The organism is Citrobacter sp. 50677481 (assembly GCF_001463265.1).
GTDB lineage: Bacteria > Pseudomonadota > Gammaproteobacteria > Enterobacterales > Enterobacteriaceae > Citrobacter_A > Citrobacter_A sedlakii.
In genome coordinates this window covers 84,947-108,665 of record NZ_LNHZ01000027.1, presented here as the reverse complement: position 1 = coordinate 108,665, position 23,719 = coordinate 84,947, and the positions used below count along the sequence as shown (strand labels likewise).

Sequence of the window (23,719 nt, the reverse complement as noted above, 5' to 3'; positions counted from 1 at the left end):
GACATAACATACGACCCGGTATAGCCGGAGAGTAACTCCGGCTGAATTTATCCGAAGTATCCAAAAAGACGAAGATCTCTGATTTAGCATTGCACTGATTTTGGACCAGGGTCACCGCAACAAAGAATATAGTTTGCTGTCATAGAGGTTACCGTTCTTATATGCTGCCTTTTTTAACACGCCCTCTAATTCAAAACCGTTTTTTTCAAGAATCCTGCATGATCCCAAATTATGAGAAAAGACGGTCGCATATAATCGGATGATATTGTGATCCTGGAATGAAAGCTGCACCATCTGTTTTACAGCTTTTGTCATGATCCCTTTTCCCCAGTGATCTTCTCCAAGCCAGTATCCAAGTTCTGCGCTTTTCTCATACATATCACAACCTACTTTAATACCGATACCGCCCACCGCTTGACCGTCAATGACGATTGCAAGGTTGCGAGTTTTCTTTAAATCTTGCGTTTGGCAAAATTCAATAAAGCGCACAGCATCTTCTTCCGTATAGGGGTAGGGAAAGATATTTCTCAAATTTCGGGCAATGTTCCGGTTATTTGCATGATGGACCAGGTCGTGAACATAGCCTAAAGACCATTCTTTTAATTCCATAAATTTTCTCCTAAAGCTATAACAACCTTTCCAAACCAAGACCACTTATTAAACACCGATTCTTTTTACTCCCGGTCATTTTGCTAATCCAATCAACAAAACCACCATCGCCGATCTCAATTTGCTCGTTATCTTTTTGTACATAAATCTTAAAGTTGATTCCTTTGTAGTAGTTGTTGTTCTCACTTTTTAGATCAACAGAAACAGGAGTATCAGGAAACATCTCTTTTACAGCAGAGTACATTTCTTCAAAAAAGTCCTCATAGGCTGTATACCCAGTTCGCCGTCTTAGCACAATCGACATTTTACGATGGTATCTTGTCTGTACTAAATGATCATAGAATTGAAGATGGTGCTTTAACAGCTCCTTTTCACACAGATAAGAGCCCTTATCCTTTGCGGCGGATACAATGCAAAAAATCCCAAAATGTGCATATAAATTTTCGCCTTCCCACTTCTGACCTCTGACCACGCGTGACGTCGTCGCATAATGTGTACAGCGGGTATGGTCAATTTGGTTGTTCAATATATCATTGGAAAGCATGATTGCCAGAATATTAGACGGGTCGGAAAGCACCTCAACATTCCGTACCGCACTTAATACATTGTTTTGGTTTACACAGCCAAACACACTACAACTGCCAATCGGTGCAACCGGGGACAACAGTTTGTTTGTAATTCCGGCTTTTGATGTCATTGATAATAGTTCAAGCTCCAACTGGTGCAGTTTAATCGGATCAAAGCTGCCGGGAGCAACAAAGCGATTTTCCCTGAAAGCATGCAGGACTTTTTGTGGTGAGGATTTCGCTGTCCTTAGTAAAAAAAGTTTCAATAAAAGAGAATTGAAGTCTGCTGTATTTAAAGAACATATTCTGTCGAAAAAGTCCTGTACTTCTATTTTTTCTAATATTCTCTTGCAAATTTTGTCCATGAAAATCTCTCTTTTTTACAGCATAGTAAAAGTGTTTTTCAGCATAGTAAAAGTGAGAAATCCTATCAAGGTCAATTGACCCGACATTATAAATATGGCACACTTTTTTGGAGTTGTGTCATATCCTTAATCAAAAACGTGTTGTTACTATATGAAATTATCCCCTCGTTCTCGCAAGTGCTGATAGCCCTATTCAAACTCCGAATGGGGGTGTTAATTTCCTTTGATAAATTTGCTTTTGTGAGATTTTGCAAAGTGTCTCGTCGATAATGCATCAGAATACTTCTCAAAAGTCTTTCTTTCACGGTAAGGCTTAGTATATGTTCTACCAATTCAGCGTTTATTATCAATTTATTTGCTAATTCTTTAATTAAAAATTTAGTAGCTTCAAAATCAGATTGTAACCATGACAGAAAGTCTGTTTTATAAAGACGTTTGGCAATACATGATGTAATGGCTGTAATTTCAACGGGTTTCCTTCCATCGTAGAATGGTTCTATTTCACCGAAAAAACTTCCTTTTTCATACAAATGCAGAGTAGCAAATGTTCCGTGAGGGCTTTGAATATACGCCTCAACTGTGCCCTCCATCAAGAAATAAATGTAGTTATTCTCCCGCTCTGCAAATAATATTGTTTCATTGGGATTATATATTTTAGTTTCCAGCTTCTCTTTCATACGGCTAGGTATAATATCATAAAAGAACATTGCACTCTCCTCTTGTTATTCAAAACTATTACCATAAATATTGTTGTAAAGAAAACGCCTAAATTAACTTCAGGCAACCAATATTTTATTCGTACTTTAACTTTTTTCTTCTTCCAACACTAAGCTTTTCCAGAGTGTGCGGTTTGTCGCTTTCGCCCACCTCACGTACCCAGACATATTCAGCCCGGCCAAAAATCTGTTGGCTGGCGCAAAATTGATTTGAATAACGGCACAGAAAGAATGCCCGAGACTGTCACCTGACGCGCTGGTGCTTTACAACAACGATCGTGGTCAGTTCATCCGCAAGACATTTAATAACCGCTGGCTTAAGGCTGTACGTGCAGTACAAAGCGAACTGGGCCATGAACTGGATTACACGTTTCATGTTATTAAGGCAAAAGCTATTTCAGATTTTGAGGGTAGCAACAGGGATAAGCAGCTTTTCAGCGGTCACAAAACAGAAAGCCAGGTGCTCATCTACGACAGGAAGGTACAAATCAACCCGACACTTGATCGTCCGGTTATTGGGGAAAAGTGATTTTTTATGCAAATGGAGGGGTGGGATATTCTTCGAGAATATTCTTTTTTTATTGTTCGCCCCTAAAAACAAAGGGGCTACCTTTCGGTAACCCCTTGTTTAATCTGGCGGAAGCGCAGAGATTCGAACTCTGGAACCCTTTCGGGTCGCCGGTTTTCAAGACCGGTGCCTTCAACCGCTCGGCCACACTTCCGGAATGAGGCGCACTATAAACATCCCGATGCGCCGTGTAAAGCCCGAATGTGTTTGTTTGCCTGAAAAACAGTCAAAATGCTGTTAATCGACTGAAATAACAACACATTGACCATTTTAACAGCACAATCTTCAGCCTTTGAGCGTGCAGGCGCTTTATGACCGTGAAACCTGATGAAGATCAAATGAGTAAAGATGGGTAAAACCGCTATGTCATCGCCTGGGATTTCATTATCTTCTGTCATTAATTACATCTGTCATCATAAGAGAGTGACTCATGGATCGTATTGTTAGTTCTTCACATGACCGTACATCGCTACTCAGCACCCATAAAGTGCTGCGCAATACCTATTTTCTGCTGAGCCTGACGCTGGCGTTTTCTGCGATCACGGCGACAGCCAGTACCGTATTGATGCTACCTTCTCCGGGTCTGATTCTGACGCTGGTCGGTATGTATGGTCTGATGTTCCTGACGTATAAAACCGCGAACAAGCCAAGTGGTATTATCTCCGCGTTTGCCTTTACCGGCTTCCTTGGCTATATCCTTGGCCCGATTCTGAACGCTTACCTTTCCGCGGGGATGGGTGATGTGATTGGCATGGCGCTGGGCGGCACCGCACTGGTGTTCTTCTGCTGTTCAGCCTACGTACTGACTACGCGCAAAGATATGTCCTTCCTCGGCGGTATGCTGATGGCAGGTATTGTGGTGGTGCTGATCGGCATGGTTGCAAATATCTTCCTGCAACTGCCAGCGCTGCATCTGGCGATTAGCGCGGTATTTATCCTGATTTCTTCAGGCGCCATTCTGTTCGAAACCAGTAATATCATCCGTGGTGGTGAGACCAACTATATTCGTGCAACGGTTAGCCTCTACGTTTCGCTGTACAATATCTTTGTCAGCCTGCTCAGTATTCTGGGTTTCGCCAGCCGCGACTAAGCTGACGGTATAAACACGAACGGAGAATGCTTGCGCATTCTCCGTTTTTTTATGCCTGATTCCCGCGACAGAGGTATGTCGGATAGAGGCGATCCTGGATTAACCAGACTGAAGGCGCCACTTCCGCAATGGACAGATAATAACGCGCGTCGGCGTGCGCGAAACTTCCCCACTGTGCGTCCGGCGTGTCATCATTGTGCCGCCGCCAGGTCTTCGTATAGGTCAGTACAATGACGTTATTATCCTCTCTCGGCGTCCAGGTAAAATTCATGTCGCGATCGATAATCATGTCACGTCCACCAGCCTTCGCCGCACCTTTATAGGTGGTAAGCCCCGTACCGTCACGATGAAAATAAAACTGTGCAACCGCGTTCACCCTGACTTCACTCTCTTTGCCCTGGTTGCGGGTGAAATTAAACTCCGTTGTGCAGGCAATGACGTCATGACTTCTCGACCACGACGGGTAAAAATATGTCGCCAGCGCGCCGCCAATCAACGTACCGCAAACGCCATACAAAAGTTTGTTTTTCATTTTCCTGCCCCACTCTTATAACGGATCGTTTTACAGAAACGGCTCTTACTTTCCGGACAGGCGCCGATAAAAACCTCATCGGCCTTCGCAATGGAAAATCTGGCGCTGAAATAATAAATGTCGTAATTCTCTCTCTGACACTCCACTTTGTTTTCTGCCAATAACGCCGCCAGTTTCGCGATGACCAACGGGCGCCCGTGATCGTTAATTAACCAGATACGTCAACGCTTCACGACGTTGCAGATCCATATCCTTAACGATCGTCTGGCGATGCGCGACATTGTCTGCCTGCTTACGAAAGCACCGCGTCGTTCAACCTGTTGGCGGACTGAATTTGGCCTAACCGTCAGAGAACTCACGGTACTGTGTCTGCTCATTAAAGGCTTGCCTGTCCATCGCGTCGCCCGCGCGACGCAGATGTCCGAGAAGCAGGTTTCAACGCACAAATGCAATGCGCTAAAGAAGCTCAATGCCAGCAATCTGCTGCAATTACTCATCTGAGCAGTCTTATCGGCTGCGCGGATATTTGCTACACTGCGACCTGTTTTATGATAACGACAGACTGCTATGTTGATTTTTGAAGGCAACGAAATAGAAACCGATAGCGAAGGCTATTTGAAAGACACCACCCAGTGGAGCGAACCGCTGGCGATAGTCATTGCTGAAAACGAAGGCATTACCCTCTCGCCTGAACACTGGGAAGTGGTGCGTTTCGTCCGCGACTTTTACCTGGAATTTAATACCTCACCGGCCATTCGCATGCTGGTCAAAGCGATGGCGAATAAATTCGGCGAAGAAAAAGGCAACAGTCGCTACTTGTATCGCCTGTTTCCGAAAGGGCCGGCGAAGCAGGCTACCAAAATCGCCGGCCTGCCCAAACCGGTAAAATGCATTTAATAGCGAATACTGAATCCGGTGAGTTCTTCGCGCGAACGGTGCGGTTCACTTAGCACTCTGTCAACCCGGGCAGAGCGTGGACCGCCGTCTTTCAGCCACCTCATTAGTTTTTCAACCTGTTCGGCTTCGCCGCAAGCCACCACTTCTACACTGCCATCGTCCATGTTTTTCGCATAGCCGGTCACCCCCAGCCGCCGCGCTTCCTGCTGGGTGGTATAGCGAAACCCCACGCCCTGCACCCGGCCATGTACCCACGCGATTATGCAGACTCTCGACATTGCTCTTCTCCTTCTCTTGCCCGGGCGCGTTGCAAATCCACGAAAAACTCAGGACAATGGCGCCCATTTCTTTGAATCGACAGAATTGTAAATTATGAGTGTACGTTTAGTGTTAGCCAAAGGGCGCGAAAAATCTTTGCTTCGTCGCCATCCGTGGGTCTTTTCCGGTGCCGTTGCCCGAATGGAAGGTAAAGCCAGCCTCGGCGAAACCATCGATATTGTTGACCATCAGGGTAAATGGTTAGCCCGCGGCGCGTATTCTCCGGCATCGCAGATCCGCGCGCGCGTCTGGACGTTCGACCCGTCTGAATCTGTCGATATCGCCTTCTTTACCCGTCGACTGCAACAGGCGCAGCAGTGGCGCGACTGGTTGGCCGAAAAAGATGGCCTTGACAGCTATCGTTTGATCGCCGGTGAATCCGATGGCTTGCCAGGCGTGACCATCGACCGCTTTGGCTCATTTCTGGTACTGCAATTACTGAGCGCTGGCGCTGAATATCAGCGTGCCGCATTGATTAGCGCGCTGCAAGCGCTGTACCCGGAATGTGCGATTTATGACCGTAGCGATGTCGCGGTACGTAAAAAAGAGGGAATGGAACTGACGCACGGCCCGGTGACCGGCGAGCTTCCGCCTGCCCTGTTGCCGATTGAAGAACACGGTATGAAACTGCTGGTGGATATTCAGGGCGGCCATAAAACCGGGTATTACCTGGACCAGCGCGACAGCCGACTGGCGACGCGGCGTTATGTGGAGGATCAGCGTGTTCTGAACTGTTTCTCTTATACCGGCGGTTTTGCCGTTTCTGCACTGATGGGCGGCTGCCGTCAGGTGATCAGCGTCGATACGTCACAGGAAGCGCTGGACATTGCAAAGCAAAACGTGGAACTGAACAAACTGGATCTGCGCAAAGCTGAATTTGTCCGCGACGACGTTTTCAAACTGTTGCGAACCTATCGCGATCGCGGCGAGAAGTTTGATGTGATCGTGATGGATCCACCGAAGTTTGTCGAAAATAAAAGCCAACTGATGGGGGCCTGCCGGGGTTACAAAGACATCAATATGCTGGCGATTCAGTTACTGAATCCGGGCGGCGTACTGCTGTCCTTCTCCTGTTCTGGCCTGATGACCACGGATTTATTTCAGAAAATCATCGCAGATGCGGCAATAGATGCTGGTCGTGATGTACAATTTATAGAGCAGTTCCGTCAGGCCGCCGATCATCCCGTGATCGCCACCTACCCGGAAGGGCTGTATCTGAAAGGGTTTGCCTGTCGCGTCATGTAACTTGAAAAGTGGAATGTTACCCTCATATAAAAGGTAATGATTTCCCGGGAGGTGACTATGATTGCCAGCAAATTCGGTATCGGCCAGCAGGTCCGCCATTCCCTGTTAGGTTATCTCGGAGTGGTCGTGGATATCGACCCGGTCTATTCGCTCGAAGAGCCGTCGCCTGATGAGCTGGCGGTTAACGACGAGCTTCGTGCCGCTCCGTGGTATCACGTGGTAATGGAAGATGATGACGGTCAGCCGGTGCATACCTATCTGGCCGAAGCGCAGTTAAGCAGCGAGACGCAGGATGAACATCCTGAGCAGCCATCCATGGATGAGCTTGCTCAAACCATCCGCAAGCAGCTGCAGGCGCCTCGTCTGCGTAACTAAGATTGTAAGGCCCGACAGCGTTTCGCTATCGGGCCTTCTGTTATACGTGCTTTGCCAGTCCCAGACGCGGGATCTCAATGGCCGGGCAACGATCCATCACGACCTTCATCCCGGCCTCTTGCGCCAGCACCGCTGCCTGCTCGTTAATCACGCCCAGTTGCATCCACAACGTTTTCGCGCCAATCGCGATGGCTTCCTGCGCAACGCCCCAGGCCGCTTCAGAGTTGCGAAACACATCGACCATATCCACCTTTTCCGGAACCTCCGCCAGCGTCGCGTAGCCCTGTTGACCGAGCAACGTTCTCCCTGCCACCTTTGGTGAAACAGGAATGACGTGATACCCCTGGTCGAGGAGATACTTCATTACCCGGTAGCTGGGACGGTCGGGTTTGTCGCTTGCCCCCACCAGCGCAATTGTGCGGGTAGAGTTCAAAATATCAGCAATATCACTCTCTTTCATCGTCTTTCTCCAGGCTGTTTAGCCAAGTGTACGACAATCCTGCCAACCCAACCACGTGCGCCATACGCAAGTATGAGAGCAAAAGTCGAAAATATGTCTATATGTTAGTGAACATGATTTTCGAAAAATCTTGATACATTCTTACCGGCGGTTTGTGGACAGGAGGATCTTATGAAAACCGGCACCGTGACTGTAATACTCGCCTTATGTTTGCCGGTAACCGTCCTCGCCACGACGCTTCGTCTGTCAAATGATATCGATCTGCTGGTACTGGACGGCAAAAAGGTCTCCAGTTCTCTGCTGCGCGGCGCAGACAGTATTCAACTGGACAATGGTCCTCATCAGATTGTTTTCCGGGTTGAGAAAACCCTGCGGTTTAACAACCAGGAAGAGCGGCTGTATATTTCCCCACCACTGGTGATGAGCTTTGATACGCAACAGGTCGGTCAGGTTAATTTTCACCTGCCACGTCTGGAAAACGAACGCGACGCGGGCCATTTTGACGCCGCGCCGCGTCTGGAACTTCTGGACGGCGACGCCATGCCTATCCCGGTAAAACTCGATATTCTTTCCCTGACTACACGCACAAAAATCATTGATTTTGAAGCCGAAACTGAGCGCTACAACAAAGCAGCGAAACCCGCGTCGCTGCGCCAGTTTGCCACGATGATGGCGGACGACAGCACGTTGCTTTCGGACGTTTCGGAGCTGGACACCGCTGTGCCGCAGTCGCAAACGCTCACCGAGCAACGGCTGAAATACTGGTTTCGTCAGGCCGATCCCCAAACCCGAAGCCGTTTTTTACGCTGGGCAGAAAAACAACCCTCTTCATGAGGTTGTTGCGCCGTGCGGCATTTTTTTTCTCTTTCTCTTGCAGCGTCAGTCACTTCCAGTACTCTGTAGCAAAGCCAACAACGGAATAAAAATATGGAACTGACAACCCGTACATTACCGGCGCGCAAACATATTGCGCTGGTCGCTCACGATCACTGCAAACAAATGCTGATGAACTGGGTGGAACGGCACCAGCCGCTGCTGGAAAAGCACGTTCTCTATGCCACCGGCACGACCGGGAACCTGATCCAGCGCGCAACAGGCCTGGACGTCAACGCGATGCTGAGCGGCCCAATGGGGGGCGATCAGCAGGTTGGCGCGCTGATCTCGGAAGGAAAAATTGATGTCCTGATCTTTTTCTGGGATCCGCTGAACGCGGTACCGCACGATCCGGACGTGAAAGCGCTGCTGCGTCTGGCGACTGTCTGGAATATTCCGGTCGCCACGAACGTCGCTACGGCGGATTTCATCATCCAGTCGCCTCACTTTAATGACGATATAGACGTCCTGATCCCGGACTACCCGCGCTATCTGGCGGAGCGTCTGAAGTAAACGGATTGAGGCGGCAACTGCCGCCTGATGTCAGGGCTTTCTGGCGACCGGCACATCAAGCGCTTTCAGGTCCGCAACAAAGCGTGACGGATTCTCTTTGTTATAAAGTAACCAGACGCGATGCCGAGCGCGCGTTAACGCAACGTAAAACAGGCGTCGCTCCTCGGCATCCGGGAAATCTTCCATCTGCGGCAGCAGCGCTTCTTCCATGATCGATTCCCGCGCCGGAGCCGGAAATCCATCGCTGCCCTCCTGCAAACCCACGACGATAACGTAATCTGCCTGCTGACCTTTACTGGCGTGGACAGTCATAAAATCAAGCTGCAGCTTCGGCCAGCGGGTCGTCGCTTTCTCCAGACTTTCCGGCCTGAGATGATGATAACGCGCCAGCACGAGGATCCGTTCATCCGCTTTTGCATAGCCGGAAAGCTTATCCAGCAGCGCGTCAAGCTGGGTTTCATCCAGCAGCGTCACCGCCTTTTTATCGCCGGTTGTCAGACTGTTCAACGGTTTCTTTAGCTGATGGGGGTTCTGCTGGATAAAACGGTTCGCGACTTCGCCTATCCGGTTGTTGAAGCGATACGTAGTGTCTAGATCGCAGCGGTCTCCTTCGCCAAAGGTTTGATGGAAAGCGGTGGTTAATGAAAGCTGAGCGCCGCTGAATCGGTAAATAGCCTGCCAGTCATCGCCGACGGCAAACAGGGTGGTATGGCTGTTTTGCTTACGCAAGGCGGCCAGCAACGCCGCACGCTGTGGAGAGATATCCTGAAACTCATCCACCAGTATGTGCTTCCACGGGCTGATGAAGCGTCCTTTCTCCAGAATCACTATCGCCTGATGGATGAGTCCGGAAAAATCAACCGCGTTTTCAGCTTTCAGCGCGCTCTTCCAGGCCTTCAGCAACGGCGCCATCAATTTGATACGCTTGCTGAACAGATCGCGGATGTCCTCGGGCGCACTGGCGATCATTTCCGCCTGAGCGCCGCCGTGCATGCGCATCAGGCTGACCCAGCGATCCAGACGTGGCGCCAGACGGCGCTGTAACGTCTTATCATCCCAGAAGTTTCCTTCGGCCACCGTCCACTGCATTTCCTCTTCCAGCCACTGTCGCCAGCCCTTCGCCTGCGCCTTTTTCTCGCTGCACTGCTGACGCCACGTATTGATAAACAGCGTATTCCGCGCCGCGGCGTCATTTTCCAGTTTGCTGATGGTTGGCACTTTTTTACTGCCCTGCTGAATAATATGCAGCGCAAGGGCATGAAATGTGCGTGCGGTAATCTCATCGGTATGCAGACGCTCGCGGATACGCTCATCCATCTCCTGCGCCGCTTTACGCCCAAACGCCAAGAGCAGAATTTGTTCAGCGGCCGCGTCACCTCGCGCGAGCAGCCAGCCCGCCCGCGCCACCAGCACGGAGGTTTTACCGCTTCCCGCACCGGCCAGCACCAGCAGAGACTGTTCGCCATTTACCACCGCCCGCGCCTGAGCCGGATTTAACGGCGAGGATTCCACCTGCTGAAAGAACGCCGCATGTTCGCTCAGCATCGTTTCGGTATAAGCCTGGTTATGCCGCAGGCGACAACCTTCGATATCGTTAAGCCATGCCTGGCACTGCTGCAGCGCCTCGCGACAGTTATCGAACGCGTCAAGCCGGCTGACGGGCAACGGCAAGGCGGCAAACGCGCGCAGGATCTGCTGTCGTAAACCGGCGGTCTGCTCACGCGTTAGCCAGGCGTTTTGCCCCGTACGCGCGGCGATAGAGGCAAGCTGTTCCTGAAGTACGCCCGCGGCAACTTCACTCATCTCCTGGCTCCACTGCTGCCAGCGGGCATTGAGGTGATGGTGAAAACGCTGGGTTTCCGCCCATTCGGTTCCGTGTAGACGCACCACTTTTTCATCCGGGAGAACAAATTCCAGTTCACCCCACACCAGACCGCGCTTACAGTGAATAGCCATTAACTGATTGAACGGAATAAGGTATTCGTGGCGATCGCCCGACACTTTTATCCCGGCATTAAGAATCACCGCCCGATCGTAGGGGTGTTGCGCCAGACGTTTTCCCAAAGAAGTTGCTTTCAGTTCCATGACTCAGTCGATCCAGACAAAGAGGATTTCTTCTCAGTGTAACCGCCAGAGAATACGTGCTCCAGCCCAAAAAAACGTTACAATTGCCGACAATAACCAAAAACCAGAAGCAACCGAGGGTTTATGCGTACCGTTCTGAATATTTTGAATTTTGTGTTGGGTGGTTTTGCGACAACGCTGGCCTGGTTACTGGCGACGCTGGTCAGTATCGTTCTGATCTTCACTCTGCCCCTGACTCGTTCATGCTGGGAAATTACGAAACTGTCGCTGCTGCCTTATGGCAACGAAGCGATTCATGTTGATGAACTGAATCCGGCGGGCAAAAGCGCGCTGATGAATACCGGCGGGACGCTGTTGAATATTTTCTGGCTGGTTTGCTTTGGCTGGTGGCTGTGTCTGATGCACATCGCTTCCGGTATCGCCCAGTGCATCACCCTCATCGGTATCCCGGTTGGGATCGCAAACTTTAAAATTGCCGCTATTGCTCTGTGGCCGGTAGGACGGCGCGTTGTCTCGGTGGAAACCGCGCAGGCTGCGCGTGAAGCCAACGCGCGTCGCCGTTTTGAGTAATCAGGACTGAAAGCCGTTATGTTGAGTCCCCTGCTTCGCCGTTATACCTGGAACAGCACCTGGCTGTATTACGTGCGGATTTTTATCGCCCTGTGCGGCACGACCGCCCTTCCCTGGTGGCTGGGCGATGTTAAGCTGACTATCCCGTTGACTCTGGGGATGGTTGCCGCCGCGCTGACCGATCTCGACGATCGGCTTGCCGGGCGGTTGCGCAATCTGATCATCACGTTAATTTGTTTTTTCATTGCTTCCGCTTCAGTAGAACTGCTGTTTCCTTATCCCTGGCTGTTTGCCATTGGCCTGACGCTGTCGACCAGCGGGTTTATTCTGCTCGGCGGGCTTGGCCAGCGCTACGCCACAATTGCCTTTGGCGCGCTACTGATCGCCATTTACACCATGCTGGGAACGTCGTTGTACGCCGACTGGTATCAGCAGCCCGTTCTGCTGCTGGCGGGCGCTATCTGGTACAACGGGCTGACGCTCATTGGCCATCTCCTGTTTCCCATTCGCCCCCTGCAGGATAACCTGGCGCGCAGCTACGAGCAGTTAGCGCACTATCTGGAACTGAAATCGCGACTGTTTGACCCGGACATAGAAGATGAAAGCCAGGCGCCGTTATACGACCTTGCGCTGGCTAACGGCCAACTGATGGCGACGCTGAACCAGACTAAAGTCTCCCTGCTGAGTCGACTGCGCGGCGATCGCGGCCAGCGGGGAACGCGCCGTACTTTGCATTATTACTTCGTGGCTCAGGATATCCACGAACGCGCGAGTTCATCGCACATTCAGTATCAGACGCTGCGTGAGCATTTTCGCCACAGTGACGTCATGTTCCGCTTCCAGCGTCTGATGTCGATGCAGGGCCAGGCCTGCCTGCAGTTGTCACGCTCAATTTTGCTGCGTACGCCGTATCAGCACGACCCGCATTTTGAACGCGCCTTCACCCACCTGGATGCCGCGCTTGAGCGGATGCGCTCCAGCGGCGCGTCGGCTGATTTGCTGAAAACGCTGGGCTTTTTGCTGGCGAACCTGCGAGCTATTGATGCGCAACTGGCGACCATAGAATCAGAGCAGGCGCAGGCCATGCCGCGCGCGGAAACAGAAAATCAGCTCGCCGATGACAGTCCGAACGGTCTCAGCGATGTCTGGTTGCGCCTGAGCCGTAACTTCACGCCGGAATCCGCCCTGTTCCGCCATGCGGTGAGGATGTCGTTAGTGCTCTGCATCGGATACGCCATTATTCAGGTCACCGGTATGCATCATGGCTACTGGATCCTGTTGACCAGCCTGTTCGTTTGTCAGCCCAACTATAATGCGACCCGACACCGTCTGGCCTTGAGGATTATCGGTACGCTGGTCGGGGTGGCTATTGGCATTCCTGTCCTGTGGTTTGTGCCTTCGCTGGAAGGGCAACTTATCTTACTGGTCATCACCGGCGTCCTGTTTTTTGCCTTCCGTAACGTACAGTACGCCCACGCCACGATGTTTATTACCCTGCTGGTGCTGTTGTGCTTTAATCTGCTTGGCGAAGGTTTCGAGGTCGCGCTGCCGAGGGTCATAGACACGCTGATCGGTTGCGCCATCGCCTGGGCGGCAGTCAGCTTTATCTGGCCGGACTGGCGTTTTCGCAACCTGCCGCGGGTATTACAACGCGCAACCGATGCCAACTGCCGCTATCTTGACGCGATTCTTGAGCAATATCATCAGGGGCGCGACAATCGCCTGGCCTATCGCATTGCGCGACGAGATGCGCATAATCGCGATGCCGAACTGGCTTCCGTGGTGTCGAATATGTCGAGCGAACCGGACGTAACCGCCCAAACGCGTGAGGCAGCGTTCCGTTTACTCTGCCTCAACCATACGTTCACCAGCTACATTTCCGCGCTGGGGGCGCATCGTGAGCAACTGACCAACCCCGAGGTGCTGGCATTACTGGATGACGCAGTGTGCTACGTTGATGATGCCTTGCATCATCTCCCGGCTGATGAACAGCGCGTACAGCTGGCGTTGGCCGAACTCAAACACCGTATCCAGCAGCTTGAACCGCGTCCGGACAGCAAAGAACCTCTGGTGGTTCAGCAGGTAGGATTGCTGGTGACGCTGCTGCCGGAAATTGGCCGACTGCAGCGCCAGATCACTCAATCTTCACCGGAAACAGCGGCTCCTTTGTCAGCGTCTTAACCCACGCCGCAAGCTCCTGGCGACGCGTCGCCGGGAGTGCCGCTTCATGAATGCCATAAATTGCGCCTTCCAGAATGTAGAGGATTTTGTCGGTAATCGACTTGTTGATTTGTCTCAACCGAAGCCAGCACATTTTGGCGCCCAAAACACGGAGCGTACTGACATCATAAACGCCCGCTTCGTTAAGCAGACTCTCAAGATGAAAGGTCATATTTGGCAGATCTTTGAGCCGTTGCGTTGCCCCCCGCAGGTGTTTTTCTTTCAACGCCGCATCCAGGGAATATTTCGACAAGCGGATGAGTTTTTGCTGATCGCGCCAGAGACTTTCATCAACCTGATAGTAATTGAGCATAACGGGGCGTCCGCGCTTCATAAAGGTCAACCAGACAGGTGAGTGCTTTACGCAGTACTGTACGCTTTGTTCACAGGCACGGAGATAAAGCTCGCCATCGGCGACCATGGCAAACACCGTGTCGTTGATGGTCAGACTGTAGCTGCCAAACAGCGATCGATAACGGACAGTCCCCAGAGAAGATAAATATTCCTGTGATTTATTGATCCTGTCATAGGAGTGTACTTTCATAAAATTCCCTTTTAAATCATAAAGTAAATAAATGATTTGCCGTCACGGATCCGTTAACGACGAAAATAGGCAACTTATTCTCAGGGGGCAAGTTGTATTTCGTTTTTACCGCAACGATGAATAAAAATTGCGAGTTTGTTTCCGAAAATAAAGTTGATCTTTCACGGCATCAGGGTTACTGTACATCCATACAGTAACTCACAGGGCTGGATTGATTATGTACACTTCAGGCTACGCAAATCGTTCTTCGTCATTCTCCTCAACAGCGAACAAAATGGCGCGCGTTTCAACCGAGAAAGCCACTGCCGGGCTTATCAGTGAAGTGGTCTATCGTGAAGACCAGCCCATGATGACGCAGTTACTGCTGTTACCGCTTCTTCAGCAGTTAGGGCAGCAGTCTCGCTGGCAGCTGTGGCTGACGCCGCAGCAAAAATTGAGCCGCGAATGGGTTCAGTCGGCCGGGTTGCCGCTCTCTAAGGTCATGCAGATTCGTCAGCTCTCTCCCTGCCACACGCTGGAATCGATGGTTCGCGCATTGCGCACAGGCAACTACAGCGTGGTCATTGGCTGGCTGGCCGACGAGTTAACGGAAGAGGAGCATGCCGAATTGGTTAAAGCCGCTGATGAAGGAAATGCGATGGGGTTTATCATGCGCCCGGTTAGCGCGCATACCCATCCGACGAGACACCAAACTGGGCTAAAAATTCATTCTAATTTGTATCACTGAGTAAAATTAGGATTTATCCTGGAATTTTTTTTCGCCTTGTCCACTTTTTTTAAGGCGTATTGAATTTTTTGCGCGAACGCTTGTCGGAAGCGGTTTCCGCGTATTTTTCCTCGTAATTTCGACATCCAAAATGTTAAATATTTTGTATACAAGCGTTTTTTTTTCATATGCCTGACGGAGTTCACACTTGTAAGTTTCCAACTACGTTGTAGACTTTACATCGCCAGGGGTGCTCGGCATAAGCCGCAGATATCGGTAGAGTAACTATTGAGCAAGGCCCCCGGTGAAGGATTTAACCGTGTTATCTCGTTGGAGATATTCATGGCGTATTTTGGATGATAACGAGGCGCAAAAAATGAAAAAGACAGCTATCGCGATTGCAGTGGCACTGGCTGGTTTCGCTAACGTAGCGCAGGCCGCTCCGAAAGATAACACCTGGTACACTGGTGCTAAACTGGGCTGGTCTCAGTACCACGACACTGGTTTCATCAACAACAATGGCCCGACCCACGAAAACCAACTGGGCGCAGGTGCTTTTGGTGGTTATCAGGTTAACCCGTATGTTGGCTTTGAAATGGGTTACGACTGGTTAGGTCGTATGCCGTACAAAGGCGACAACATCAACGGCGCTTACAAAGCTCAGGGCGTTCAGCTGACCGCTAAACTGGGTTACCCAATCACTGACGATCTGGACATCTACACTCGTCTGGGTGGTATGGTATGGCGTGCAGACACCAAGGCTAACGTACCTGGTGGCGCATCCTTCAAAGATCACGACACGGGTGTTTCCCCAGTATTCGCAGGTGGTATCGAGTGGGCTATGACTCGCGACATCGCTACCCGTCTGGAATACCAGTGGACCAACAACATCGGTGACGCTAACACCATCGGTACGCGTCCAGACAACGGTCTGCTGAGCGTGGGTGTTTCTTACCGTTTTGGTCAGCAGGAAGAAGCTGCGCCGATCGCTCCGGCACCGGCTCCGGCTCCAGAAGTACAGACCAAGCACTTCACTCTGAAGTCTGACGTTCTGTTCAACTTCAACAAAGCTACCCTGAAACCAGAAGGCCAGCAGGCTCTGGATCAGATGTACAGCCAGCTGAGCAACCTGGATCCGAAAGACGGTTCCGTAGTGGTTCTGGGCTTCACTGACCGTATCGGTTCTGACGCTTACAACCAGGGTCTGTCCGAGAAACGTGCTCAGTCTGTTGTTGATTACCTGATCTCTAAAGGTATCCCGGCTGACAAAATCTCCGCACGTGGTATGGGCGAATCCAACCCGGTTACTGGCAACACCTGTGACAACGTGAAAGCTCGCGCTGCCCTGATCGACTGCCTGGCCCCGGATCGTCGCGTTGAGATCGAAGTTAAAGGCGTTAAAGACGTTGTAACTCAGCCTCAGGCTTAAGTTTCCGTCTACTAAAAACCCCGCTTTGCGGGGTTTTTTTATGCCATTTTTCAGCCGACACGCTAGCAGTATGGACAACTATTCCTTGCCCAACAGCGCCTGCAAATCCTGCTTTAGCGAGGACATTTTGCTGGCATACTTTTCTTTATTCTCGGCGTCTTCAATCAGTTGCACGATCGTCTCTGACAAAGTTTTACCACGCCGTTGCGCCAACCCCGCCAGTCTCTGCCAGACCATAAACTCCAGATCGATTGATTTTTTGCGCGTGTGCTGATGTTCAGCATTAAAGTGCCGTTTACGTCTTGCGCGTATTGTCTGCTTCATTCGGTTAAACAGCGCCGGATTCATATGCTCTTCAATCCAGACGTTCACCCGCACAGGTTCATTTTCGAGGGTAAGCAACATCTCCACGGCGTCCTGGGCAGCACTGGCTTCCACATAGCGGGTGATCAATTCTCCCTCGCGATGCTTCTTCACCAGATACTTCCACTTCCAACCGCTTTCAAGATTCTCAAGTTGTTGATATTTCATAGCGATCTCAATGTTACCGTGTCACTCTTATCAGAATATCAGCTTTTTCGCCTTTCGAAGAAAAGAATCTTCATGCTGTGAGCGACGCGACACCTGCCACGACGTTTTGCTCTCGCTTTCCCTGTGTGAAGCGGTGAGGTTTGCGGTATAATCGCGTCTTTTACAACAGACTAAAAAACATCAACTTTGACCATTACGAAACTTGCATGGCGTGATCTGGTTCCTGATACAGAAAGTTATCAGGAAATATTTGCACAGCCACACGTCATTGACGAAACCGACACGTTACTCAGTGATACTCAACCACGCTTACAGTTTGCCCTGGAGCAGTTATTACAGCCCAGAGCCTCTTCTCCTTTTATGTTGGCGAAAGCCCCCGAGGAGCTTGAGTATCTCAATCTTCTTGCAGAGGCTGCGCGCACGCTGCAACACGATGCCGGTCGCCTGACGGGCGGCCACTACGAGGTTTCCGGGCATACCATCCGTTATCGTGAGGCAGAACGCGCGGAAGATAATTTTGCGACCACTTCACAGGTGGTGATTGCCGACTGGGTAGAAGCGGAGCAGCTTTTTGGCTGCCTGCGTCAGTTTAACGGCGACATCACTCTGCAGCCGGGTCTGGTGCATCAGGCCAACGGCGGCGTGCTGGTGATCTCGCTGCGTACCCTGCTCGCCCAGCCGCTGCTGTGGATGCGTCTGAAAGCCATTGTCAGCCGCGAGCGCTTCGATTGGGTCGCCTTTGATGAATCTCGCCCACTGCCGGTTTCTGTGCCTTCGATGCCGTTGAAGCTCAGCGTGTTGCTGGTGGGCGAGCGCGAATCGCTGGCCGATTTCCAGGAGATGGAGCCGGAGCTTGCGGAACAGGCTATCTACAGCGAATTTGAAGATAACCTGCAAATTGTGGATGCAGAGTCCATGATTCAGTGGTGCCAGTGGGTGACCTGGATCGCAAAGCGTAACCAGTTGCCGACGCCCGCCCCTGACGCCTGGGAAGTGCTGGTGCGTGAAGCCGTGCGCTATACCGGCGAGCAGGATACGCTGCCGCTGAATCCGCTGTGGATCATCAGGCAGTTCACTGAAGTGGCTCCGCTCTGCCAGAATGATCTTTGCAGCGGTGAGCAACTAAGCCTGATGCTGGCGCAGCGCGAATGGCGCGAAGGTTTTCTCGCGGAGCGCATGCAGGATGAAATCCTCCAGGAACAAATCCTGATTGAAACGGAAGGGGAACGCATCGGCCAAATCAATGCCCTGTCGGTGATTGAATTTCCGGGCCATCCGCGCGCTTTTGGCGAGCCTTCGCGCATCAGCTGCGTGGTGCATATCGGTGACGGCGAATTCACCGATATTGAGCGTAAAGCCGAGCTGGGCGGTAATATCCATGCGAAAGGCATGATGATCATGCAGGCGTTCCTGATGTCGGAACTTCAGCTTGAACAACAGCTTCCCTTCTCTGCTTCGCTGACATTCGAGCAGTCCTACAGTGAAGTGGACGGCGACAGCGCCTCGATGGCTGAACTTTGCGCCCTCATCAGCGCGCTGGCGGACGTGCCGGTTAATCAGAATATTGCGATTACCGGTTCCGTGGACCAGTTTGGCCGCGCTCAGCCGGTCGGCGGGTTAAACGAGAAGATCGAAGGCTTCTTCACCATCTGCCAGCAGCGTGAGCTGACCGGCAAGCAGGGCGTCATTATTCCTGCGGCCAACGTCAGGCATCTCAGTCTGCCACCCGCACTACTGAAGGCTGTAGAAGAAGAGAAATTCACTATCTGGGCGGTGGATGACGTGACCGACGCGCTACCGCTGCTGTTAAATCTGGTGTGGGATGGCGAAGGCCAGACGACGCTGATGCAAACGATCCAGGAGCGTATCGCCCAAGCGACGCAACAGGAAGGGCGTCATCGTTTTCCCTGGCCGCTGCGCTGGCTGAACTGGTTTGTTCCGAACTGATCGGACTTGTTCAGCGTACACGTGTTAGCTATCCTGCGTGCTTCACTAAAATAAGGCTTACAGAGAACATGGTAGATAAACGCGAATCCTATACAAAAGAAGACCTTCTTGCCTCTGGTCGCGGTGAACTGTTTGGCGCAAAAGGCCCACAATTGCCAGCGCCGTACATGCTGATGATGGACCGTGTCGTCAAAATGACCGAAACCGGCGGCAACTTCGACAAAGGTTATGTTGAAGCAGAACTGGATATCAATCCGGATCTTTGGTTCTTCGGATGCCACTTCATCGGCGATCCGGTTATGCCGGGCTGTCTGGGTCTGGACGCTATGTGGCAGTTGGTTGGATTCTATCTCGGCTGGCTCGGTGGCGAAGGTAAGGGCCGCGCTCTCGGCGTAGGCGAAGTGAAGTTTACCGGACAGGTTCTGCCTACGGCAAAAAAAGTCACCTACCGTATCCACTTCAAGCGTATCGTTAACCGTCGCTTGATCATGGGTCTGGCTGATGGCGAAGTGCTGGTAGACGGTCGTCTGATCTACACCGCGAACGATCTGAAAGTCGGCCTGTTCCAGGACACATCCGCATTCTGATTTAGCCGCTGCAGCACTGTCAATGCACAGTAAATTGCGCGCTTAATAAGGCGAAACCTCCGCAATGCGGAGGTTTCTTTTTCTAAAGAGACAGAATCAGGCCATTACCACCCTGTCAGCCATGGCTTCTCGCCAACCTCCCAGCCAGTGCGACCTCTGATTCAGCGTCTGATAGGGACACATTTCTTTTGAGCGTCCGGCAATGCCGGCCTGATAACCACGTTGATGTGCCCGTTCCAGGCGATCTCGTTTTTGTCTCTTCATGCCTCGTTTCCCTCATACTTGTATCTGGTGGAAAAGAAAACAGTGATTACGAAATGTGCAATCACACTAAACGAATACCGCGAAACCCTTCTTGCGTCAATGCGCAAAATTCACACCAATGTCATATTTGTGAGCTACTGAATAACTCAGTTGTACAAAAAATGTGAGACGGAACAACTTCCTGTTTCCCGCGTCGGGCATAAAAAAACCGCCGTAAACGAGGGGTTCACGGCGGTAAGATTTACAAAAGTTTAAACTAGCGAAGCTGCTTCAGTTCCTGTGCGATAGCGGCGGCCTCCTCACTCCACGCAGTCGCCAGCACTTTCACCATTTCATCGTAACCGTCTTTGGTCTGCATGGCTTCAATGTGGAAAGGACGCTTAATCAGCTGTCCCTGATGGTTCAGCAGCCATTCTCCGCTCACAATCACCTTGCCATCGTAGCGACCGTGAAAACCAGAGACCGTCACATTAAGCGTGTCCTGCATCGTTCCCAGCGGCTGAGAGGCGACTACCCATCCGGGCAACTGCGTACTCAGGTTGGCGACCAGCGTATTGCGTAGCTGTTGATCCAGCGGGCTGGCCCACAGGTTATTGTTGGCAATGACGTACTGGACGTCGCTGGTCTGATAAACCACTCCGTTTCCGGCGAGATAATCCGGCACCGCAACCTGCTCCACCCACAGCAGACGGTTGCTCTGACTCACCGTACTTTGCGCGCCGCTATGGGCAACCGGAAGCTGGTAATAGCTCTTATTTTCTCCACCTGAGCTGCATGACGTCAGCCAGAACGCCATCATCGCCACTAGCCACTTTTTCATTGTTTCGCCCTCTTAGGCTCTGGATCTTTCTTGTCCTTCGCTTCAAACACCAGCGCGTTGCTCTTTTCATTCAGGGTTTTCAGCACCGGTTGCAGCTCACGAAGCACCTGATCGAGACGCTGCATATCCGCAACCATCTTGTTGTAGGCGGCGGACCCCGGCTGGAAGCCCTGCATACTGCGGTTCAGTTCACGTAAGGTGTTCTGCATATCCGCTGGCAGCTGTTGCATCGACTGGCTGGAGGTAATCTTGTTCATATTGTCCAGCGTCGTTTGCAGATGCTTCATTGTGCGCTGGCTTTCCGACAGCGTATTGGTCGCCTGCTGGATCATCGGATTCAGCGGCAGGTTGTTGATCTTATCCAACGCTTCCATCAGTCGCTGCTGGATCTGCGCCAGTCCCCCGCTTACCGTCGGGATGATTTGATAACCGTTAAATTCGCGAATGCCGGTTAACGGCGGCTCTTTCGGATAAAAGTCGAGATCGACATACAACGCGCCGGTCACCAGATTGCCGGTTTTCAGCGAGCCACGCAGACCCCGTTTGAGCAGATCGGCCAGATGCGCACCGACGTCTGTCTCTTCACCCAGTTGCGCTTTCAGGCGTTCAGGTTCAATGCGCACCAGCACCGGAATGCGGTAATCGTTATTAAACACCTGACGCATGTTCGGCATAAAGAATGGCACCTTGCTCACGGTCCCCAGACGAATACCGCGGAACTCGAGCGGTGCGCCCGGCTGCAAACCGCGAATCGAATCTTTAAAAAACATCAGATAGTCGATATGGTCGGTATACAGCGAATCCTGAATGCTTCGTTGATCGTCATAAAGCCTGAAGGCGCTTTTTTCAGCTACCGGTTGGCCCTGTTCAAGCCCTTCCGGCACGTCAAAGCTAACACCGCCGCCAAACAGCGTACTGAGGGAGCCCATCTCAACGCGCATCCCCGCGGAGGTCAAATCCACCGCTATCCCACTGTCCTTCCAGAAACGCACATTGCTGGTGACCAGGCGATCGTTTGGCGCATTGATGAACAGCTGGTAGCTAATGGTGCGCCGCTGCGCATCGAAAGTGCTGGTTTCAACGGAACCGACGCGATACCCGCGAAACAGTACCGGATCGCCCGGACTCAGCTGTCCGGCTTTTTTGCTGTCCAGCACAACACGGATACCTTTCGCATCGGGCGGCGCCAGCGGTGGGGAATCCAGCAACTGATAATTTTCCGGCTGGCTGCCTTTACGACCCGGCTGCAACTCAATATAAGCGCCGGAAAGCAGCGTACCCAGACCGCTGATCCCTTCTCGGCCCACCTGCGGCTTCACCACCCAGAAGACCGAGTCCTCATGCAGCAACTTTTCCATTCCGGAATTGAGGCGCGCTTTAATTTCTACATGTGTAAGATCGTCAGTCAGCGTCGCGCTTTCCACCACCCCGACGTCCACGCTTCGGCTCTTGATGGTGGTTTTCCCCCCTTCAATCCCCTCAGCGTTGGTGGTGATCAGGGTCACTTCCGGCCCCTGATGACTGTAGTGATAAAACAGGACCCATGCCCCAATGAGTGCGGTGACGATGGGGAAAATCCACACGGGAGACCAGTTTTTCACCTTCTGAACTTTGGCTTCCCCATTTTTAGATTCCATGCTGTCCGGACTCCTCATGGTCTGGTTCACGATCCCACGTCAAACGCGGATCAAATGTCATCGCAGAAAACATTGTCATTATGACGACTAAAGCAAACATCAATGCACCCATCGCAGGATAAATATTCATTAGCCCTCCCATACGCACCAGCGCAGAGAGTACGGCAATCACAAACACGTCGATCATCGACCAGCGGCCGACAAATTCCACTACCTCATAAATCAGGTGCATGCGCTCGCTGTCGCGTCGGCCATGGCCTTTGGCATCCCAGCACAGCCAGGCTATCGCGATCATTTTCAGCGTCGGCACCATAATACTGGCGATAAAAATCACCGCCGCGACCGGGTAAGAGCCTTCGCTCCACAGCAACACCACCCCGGCCAGAATGGTCGAGGGCATTTTGGAGCCTAACAAATCAGTGATCATGATCGGCAGGATATTGGCCGGAAGATAGAGCATGATTGAAGTAAACAGTAACGCCAGCGTCCATTGCAGGCTGTTTCTGCGGCGCACGTAGCCCGTCGTCTGACAGCGCGGACAAACATGCTGCTCAGCTGGCAGGATTGCCGTACAACACGGACAGGAGCGCAGCCCCTGGCGGATACCCGGCACGCCAGGCTTCAGGGTTTGCCGGATAGCGGGCATCGGGGCAATATCATCCCACAGCCAGCGGCGGTCGACGCACTGGAACGCGCGCAATTGCAGCACGCAAAACAGGCACCACGGAACAAAACTGCTGCCCACGCCAATATCGCCATACGCCATCAGCTTAACAAAGCTCACCAGCACGCCCGCGAGAAAGATCTCCGCCATCCCCCAGCTTTTCAACTGAAACAGGATACGCGCAAGCCATGCCTTAATCCGTCCAGGCATCTCTACCCTGTTCACCAGCAGCAAAATGGTCAATAAACAAAATGCCGGAACGAGTTGAACAAATAAGATAAAGAAGGTGCCGAGGCTGGCGTAATTTTCAGAAAAGAGCACGCCGGGAATTTCCAGCAGTTTAACTTCACTGTTCACCCCGGCGACATTCATGTTCACAAATGGGAACAAGTTTGACAAAAGCAGCATAAACAGCGCCGCTAATACGTAGGCAGTGGGACGCTGCCTCGGCGCGTCCCATTCTGTCGTCAACGTTGTGCCACATCGCGGACATGCCGCTTTCTGCCCATGCTCAAGGTGGGGCAAAGCCACCAGCATGTCACACTGCGGGCACAATATGTGCTTTGCGGCATGGTGATGTTCGCACAT

Annotated in this window: 27 protein-coding genes, 1 tRNA gene and 1 pseudogene; 14 read left to right on the top strand and 15 right to left on the bottom strand. The window is 51.7% G+C overall.

From position 1 onward, the window contains the following. Nucleotides 1-111 precede the first annotated feature (111 nt). From APU02_RS06240 to APU02_RS06230, 3 genes are all read right to left on the bottom strand, one after another. On the bottom strand, nucleotides 112-609 hold the full coding sequence (locus APU02_RS06240; RefSeq protein WP_060569570.1) for a GNAT family protein: 498 nt from the start codon (nucleotides 607-609) through the stop codon (nucleotides 112-114). Between the two features lie 16 nt (nucleotides 610-625). Beyond that, nucleotides 626-1,540, bottom strand: coding sequence for a hypothetical protein (locus tag APU02_RS06235; RefSeq protein ID WP_060569569.1), 915 nt, complete (start codon nucleotides 1,538-1,540; stop codon nucleotides 626-628). Between the two features lie 86 nt (nucleotides 1,541-1,626). Further along, nucleotides 1,627-2,247 (bottom strand): Crp/Fnr family transcriptional regulator, encoded by a 621-nt coding sequence (locus APU02_RS06230; RefSeq protein ID WP_060569568.1) that lies wholly within the window; start codon nucleotides 2,245-2,247, stop codon nucleotides 1,627-1,629. A 226-nt stretch (nucleotides 2,248-2,473) separates the two neighbouring features. Here APU02_RS06230 and APU02_RS06225 point away from each other — a divergent pair. After that, nucleotides 2,474-2,785 (top strand): annotated as a pseudogene (locus APU02_RS06225) (integrase); the annotation flags it as partial. A 105-nt stretch (nucleotides 2,786-2,890) separates the two neighbouring features. Here APU02_RS06225 and APU02_RS06220 read toward each other — a convergent pair. Next, nucleotides 2,891-2,978 (bottom strand) — tRNA-Ser (locus APU02_RS06220). A gap of 13 nt (nucleotides 2,979-2,991) precedes the next feature. Then, nucleotides 2,992-3,222 (bottom strand): hypothetical protein, encoded by a 231-nt coding sequence (locus tag APU02_RS26550; RefSeq protein ID WP_060569566.1) that lies wholly within the window; start codon nucleotides 3,220-3,222, stop codon nucleotides 2,992-2,994. A gap of 32 nt (nucleotides 3,223-3,254) precedes the next feature. Here APU02_RS26550 and yccA point away from each other — a divergent pair, with 32 nt between their 5' ends. Continuing rightward, nucleotides 3,255-3,914 carry an FtsH protease modulator YccA gene (gene yccA / locus APU02_RS06210; RefSeq protein WP_012905355.1) on the top strand — a complete coding sequence of 220 codons (660 nt, stop codon included), beginning with the start codon at nucleotides 3,255-3,257 and terminating at the stop codon, nucleotides 3,912-3,914. Between the two features lie 49 nt (nucleotides 3,915-3,963). On the opposite strand, the gene APU02_RS06205 is transcribed toward yccA, so the two are convergent. Further along, on the bottom strand, nucleotides 3,964-4,446 hold the full coding sequence (locus tag APU02_RS06205) for a hypothetical protein (protein WP_060569565.1): 483 nt from the start codon (nucleotides 4,444-4,446) through the stop codon (nucleotides 3,964-3,966). A gap of 237 nt (nucleotides 4,447-4,683) precedes the next feature. Here APU02_RS06205 and APU02_RS06195 point away from each other — a divergent pair, with 237 nt between their 5' ends. Both APU02_RS06195 and tusE read left to right on the top strand, forming a co-directional pair. Further along, complete coding sequence (locus APU02_RS06195; protein WP_060569563.1) at nucleotides 4,684-4,947, top strand: LuxR C-terminal-related transcriptional regulator; 264 nt, start codon at nucleotides 4,684-4,686, stop codon at nucleotides 4,945-4,947. 66 nt (nucleotides 4,948-5,013) lie between these two features. Continuing rightward, nucleotides 5,014-5,343: a sulfurtransferase TusE gene (gene tusE / locus APU02_RS06190; RefSeq protein WP_042287980.1), complete on the top strand. Its 330-nt coding sequence runs from the start codon at nucleotides 5,014-5,016 to the stop codon at nucleotides 5,341-5,343. Here the strand turns inward: tusE and yccX are convergent. Then, on the bottom strand, nucleotides 5,340-5,621 hold the full coding sequence (yccX, locus tag APU02_RS06185) for an acylphosphatase (protein WP_060569562.1): 282 nt from the start codon (nucleotides 5,619-5,621) through the stop codon (nucleotides 5,340-5,342). The genes tusE and yccX overlap by 4 nt on opposite strands. A 94-nt stretch (nucleotides 5,622-5,715) precedes the next feature. Here yccX and rlmI point away from each other — a divergent pair, with 94 nt between their 5' ends. Together rlmI and hspQ are read left to right on the top strand one after the other, a co-directional pair. Further along, on the top strand, nucleotides 5,716-6,906 hold the full coding sequence (gene rlmI / locus APU02_RS06180) for a 23S rRNA (cytosine(1962)-C(5))-methyltransferase RlmI (RefSeq protein ID WP_060569561.1): 1,191 nt from the start codon (nucleotides 5,716-5,718) through the stop codon (nucleotides 6,904-6,906). Between the two features lie 57 nt (nucleotides 6,907-6,963). Then, nucleotides 6,964-7,281 carry a heat shock protein HspQ gene (gene hspQ / locus APU02_RS06175; RefSeq protein WP_042287987.1) on the top strand — a complete coding sequence of 106 codons (318 nt, stop codon included), beginning with the start codon at nucleotides 6,964-6,966 and terminating at the stop codon, nucleotides 7,279-7,281. Nucleotides 7,282-7,321: 40 nt separating this feature from the next. Here the strand turns inward: hspQ and APU02_RS06170 are convergent, their stop codons facing one another. Continuing rightward, nucleotides 7,322-7,741 carry a CoA-binding protein gene (locus APU02_RS06170; protein WP_042287990.1) on the bottom strand — a complete coding sequence of 140 codons (420 nt, stop codon included), beginning with the start codon at nucleotides 7,739-7,741 and terminating at the stop codon, nucleotides 7,322-7,324. A gap of 171 nt (nucleotides 7,742-7,912) precedes the next feature. On the opposite strand from APU02_RS06170, the gene APU02_RS26075 reads away from it, so the two are divergent. Both APU02_RS26075 and mgsA read left to right on the top strand, forming a co-directional pair. Then, a complete protein-coding gene (locus APU02_RS26075) occupies nucleotides 7,913-8,575 on the top strand; it encodes a DUF2057 family protein (protein WP_042287992.1) in 663 nt (220 codons plus the stop codon). Between the two features lie 93 nt (nucleotides 8,576-8,668). Then, a complete protein-coding gene (mgsA, locus tag APU02_RS26070) occupies nucleotides 8,669-9,127 on the top strand; it encodes a methylglyoxal synthase (protein WP_042287996.1) in 459 nt (152 codons plus the stop codon). 30 nt (nucleotides 9,128-9,157) lie between these two features. Here the strand turns inward: mgsA and helD are convergent, their stop codons facing one another. After that, the gene (helD, locus tag APU02_RS06155) at nucleotides 9,158-11,212 is read right to left on the bottom strand and encodes a DNA helicase IV (RefSeq protein WP_060569560.1); all 2,055 of its coding nucleotides are present in this window, start codon (nucleotides 11,210-11,212) and stop codon (nucleotides 9,158-9,160) included. A 123-nt stretch (nucleotides 11,213-11,335) separates the two neighbouring features. On the opposite strand from helD, the gene APU02_RS06150 reads away from it, so the two are divergent. Both APU02_RS06150 and yccS read left to right on the top strand, forming a co-directional pair. After that, complete coding sequence (locus tag APU02_RS06150) at nucleotides 11,336-11,782, top strand: YccF domain-containing protein (RefSeq protein ID WP_042288001.1); 447 nt, start codon at nucleotides 11,336-11,338, stop codon at nucleotides 11,780-11,782. An 18-nt stretch (nucleotides 11,783-11,800) separates the two neighbouring features. After that, nucleotides 11,801-13,963 (top strand): YccS family putative transporter, encoded by a 2,163-nt coding sequence (gene yccS, locus APU02_RS06145; RefSeq protein ID WP_060569559.1) that lies wholly within the window; start codon nucleotides 11,801-11,803, stop codon nucleotides 13,961-13,963. Here yccS and APU02_RS06140 read toward each other — a convergent pair. Then, a complete protein-coding gene (locus tag APU02_RS06140) occupies nucleotides 13,917-14,546 on the bottom strand; it encodes a TfoX/Sxy family DNA transformation protein (RefSeq protein WP_042288007.1) in 630 nt (209 codons plus the stop codon). The genes yccS and APU02_RS06140 overlap by 47 nt on opposite strands. A gap of 217 nt (nucleotides 14,547-14,763) precedes the next feature. Between APU02_RS06140 and sulA the strand changes: the two genes are divergently transcribed. After that, entirely contained in the window at nucleotides 14,764-15,273 is a 510-nt protein-coding gene (sulA, locus tag APU02_RS06135; protein WP_042288011.1) for an SOS-induced cell division inhibitor SulA, read from the top strand. Nucleotides 15,274-15,628: 355 nt separating this feature from the next. Further along, the gene (gene ompA / locus APU02_RS06130; protein WP_060569794.1) at nucleotides 15,629-16,681 is read left to right on the top strand and encodes a porin OmpA; all 1,053 of its coding nucleotides are present in this window, start codon (nucleotides 15,629-15,631) and stop codon (nucleotides 16,679-16,681) included. 78 nt (nucleotides 16,682-16,759) lie between these two features. On the opposite strand, the gene matP is transcribed toward ompA, so the two are convergent. Next, the gene (gene matP, locus APU02_RS06125; RefSeq protein ID WP_042288017.1) at nucleotides 16,760-17,212 is read right to left on the bottom strand and encodes a macrodomain Ter protein MatP; all 453 of its coding nucleotides are present in this window, start codon (nucleotides 17,210-17,212) and stop codon (nucleotides 16,760-16,762) included. A 186-nt stretch (nucleotides 17,213-17,398) separates the two neighbouring features. Between matP and APU02_RS06120 the strand changes: the two genes are divergently transcribed. Then, nucleotides 17,399-19,159: a Lon protease family protein gene (locus APU02_RS06120; protein WP_060569558.1), complete on the top strand. Its 1,761-nt coding sequence runs from the start codon at nucleotides 17,399-17,401 to the stop codon at nucleotides 19,157-19,159. A 68-nt stretch (nucleotides 19,160-19,227) separates the two neighbouring features. After that, nucleotides 19,228-19,746: a bifunctional 3-hydroxydecanoyl-ACP dehydratase/trans-2-decenoyl-ACP isomerase gene (gene fabA, locus APU02_RS06115; protein WP_060569557.1), complete on the top strand. Its 519-nt coding sequence runs from the start codon at nucleotides 19,228-19,230 to the stop codon at nucleotides 19,744-19,746. Nucleotides 19,747-19,842: 96 nt separating this feature from the next. Here the strand turns inward: fabA and rmf are convergent, their stop codons facing one another. The 4 genes from rmf to pqiA all read right to left on the bottom strand — a co-directional run bounded on the left by rmf (nucleotide 19,843) and on the right by pqiA (nucleotide 23,719). Beyond that, a complete protein-coding gene (gene rmf, locus APU02_RS06110) occupies nucleotides 19,843-20,010 on the bottom strand; it encodes a ribosome modulation factor (protein ID WP_012905338.1) in 168 nt (55 codons plus the stop codon). A 256-nt stretch (nucleotides 20,011-20,266) separates the two neighbouring features. Continuing rightward, nucleotides 20,267-20,830, bottom strand: a complete 564-nt coding sequence (gene pqiC / locus APU02_RS06105) for a membrane integrity-associated transporter subunit PqiC (protein WP_060569556.1) — start codon at nucleotides 20,828-20,830, stop codon at nucleotides 20,267-20,269. Continuing rightward, nucleotides 20,827-22,467, bottom strand: a complete 1,641-nt coding sequence (gene pqiB, locus APU02_RS06100; protein ID WP_060569555.1) for an intermembrane transport protein PqiB — start codon at nucleotides 22,465-22,467, stop codon at nucleotides 20,827-20,829. The genes pqiC and pqiB overlap by 4 nt, the downstream gene beginning before the upstream one ends. Beyond that, the gene (gene pqiA, locus APU02_RS06095) at nucleotides 22,457-23,719 is read right to left on the bottom strand and encodes a membrane integrity-associated transporter subunit PqiA (protein ID WP_042288031.1); all 1,263 of its coding nucleotides are present in this window, start codon (nucleotides 23,717-23,719) and stop codon (nucleotides 22,457-22,459) included. The genes pqiB and pqiA overlap by 11 nt, the downstream gene beginning before the upstream one ends.

Excerpts from the sequence above, each read along its gene's own strand:
- APU02_RS06240 (WP_060569570.1), bottom strand. The coding sequence starts at position 609 with ATGGAATTAAAAGAATGGTCTTTAGGCTATGTTCACGACCTGGTCCAT.
- APU02_RS06235 (WP_060569569.1), bottom strand. The coding sequence starts at position 1,540 with ATGGACAAAATTTGCAAGAGAATATTAGAAAAAATAGAAGTACAGGAC.
- APU02_RS06230 (WP_060569568.1), bottom strand. The coding sequence starts at position 2,247 with ATGTTCTTTTATGATATTATACCTAGCCGTATGAAAGAGAAGCTGGAA.
- APU02_RS26550 (WP_060569566.1), bottom strand. The coding sequence starts at position 3,222 with ATGACAGAAGATAATGAAATCCCAGGCGATGACATAGCGGTTTTACCC.
- yccA (WP_012905355.1), top strand. The coding sequence starts at position 3,255 with ATGGATCGTATTGTTAGTTCTTCACATGACCGTACATCGCTACTCAGC.
- APU02_RS06205 (WP_060569565.1), bottom strand. The coding sequence starts at position 4,446 with ATGAAAAACAAACTTTTGTATGGCGTTTGCGGTACGTTGATTGGCGGC.
- tusE (WP_042287980.1), top strand. The coding sequence starts at position 5,014 with ATGTTGATTTTTGAAGGCAACGAAATAGAAACCGATAGCGAAGGCTAT.
- yccX (WP_060569562.1), bottom strand. The coding sequence starts at position 5,621 with ATGTCGAGAGTCTGCATAATCGCGTGGGTACATGGCCGGGTGCAGGGC.
- rlmI (WP_060569561.1), top strand. The coding sequence starts at position 5,716 with ATGAGTGTACGTTTAGTGTTAGCCAAAGGGCGCGAAAAATCTTTGCTT.
- hspQ (WP_042287987.1), top strand. The coding sequence starts at position 6,964 with ATGATTGCCAGCAAATTCGGTATCGGCCAGCAGGTCCGCCATTCCCTG.
- APU02_RS06170 (WP_042287990.1), bottom strand. The coding sequence starts at position 7,741 with ATGAAAGAGAGTGATATTGCTGATATTTTGAACTCTACCCGCACAATT.
- APU02_RS26075 (WP_042287992.1), top strand. The coding sequence starts at position 7,913 with ATGAAAACCGGCACCGTGACTGTAATACTCGCCTTATGTTTGCCGGTA.
- mgsA (WP_042287996.1), top strand. The coding sequence starts at position 8,669 with ATGGAACTGACAACCCGTACATTACCGGCGCGCAAACATATTGCGCTG.
- helD (WP_060569560.1), bottom strand. The coding sequence starts at position 11,212 with ATGGAACTGAAAGCAACTTCTTTGGGAAAACGTCTGGCGCAACACCCC.
- APU02_RS06150 (WP_042288001.1), top strand. The coding sequence starts at position 11,336 with ATGCGTACCGTTCTGAATATTTTGAATTTTGTGTTGGGTGGTTTTGCG.
- yccS (WP_060569559.1), top strand. The coding sequence starts at position 11,801 with ATGTTGAGTCCCCTGCTTCGCCGTTATACCTGGAACAGCACCTGGCTG.
- APU02_RS06140 (WP_042288007.1), bottom strand. The coding sequence starts at position 14,546 with ATGAAAGTACACTCCTATGACAGGATCAATAAATCACAGGAATATTTA.
- sulA (WP_042288011.1), top strand. The coding sequence starts at position 14,764 with ATGTACACTTCAGGCTACGCAAATCGTTCTTCGTCATTCTCCTCAACA.
- ompA (WP_060569794.1), top strand. The coding sequence starts at position 15,629 with ATGAAAAAGACAGCTATCGCGATTGCAGTGGCACTGGCTGGTTTCGCT.
- matP (WP_042288017.1), bottom strand. The coding sequence starts at position 17,212 with ATGAAATATCAACAACTTGAGAATCTTGAAAGCGGTTGGAAGTGGAAG.
- fabA (WP_060569557.1), top strand. The coding sequence starts at position 19,228 with ATGGTAGATAAACGCGAATCCTATACAAAAGAAGACCTTCTTGCCTCT.
- rmf (WP_012905338.1), bottom strand. The coding sequence starts at position 20,010 with ATGAAGAGACAAAAACGAGATCGCCTGGAACGGGCACATCAACGTGGT.
- pqiC (WP_060569556.1), bottom strand. The coding sequence starts at position 20,830 with ATGAAAAAGTGGCTAGTGGCGATGATGGCGTTCTGGCTGACGTCATGC.
- pqiB (WP_060569555.1), bottom strand. The coding sequence starts at position 22,467 with ATGGAATCTAAAAATGGGGAAGCCAAAGTTCAGAAGGTGAAAAACTGG.
- pqiA (WP_042288031.1), bottom strand. The coding sequence starts at position 23,719 with ATGTGCGAACATCACCATGCCGCAAAGCACATATTGTGCCCGCAGTGT.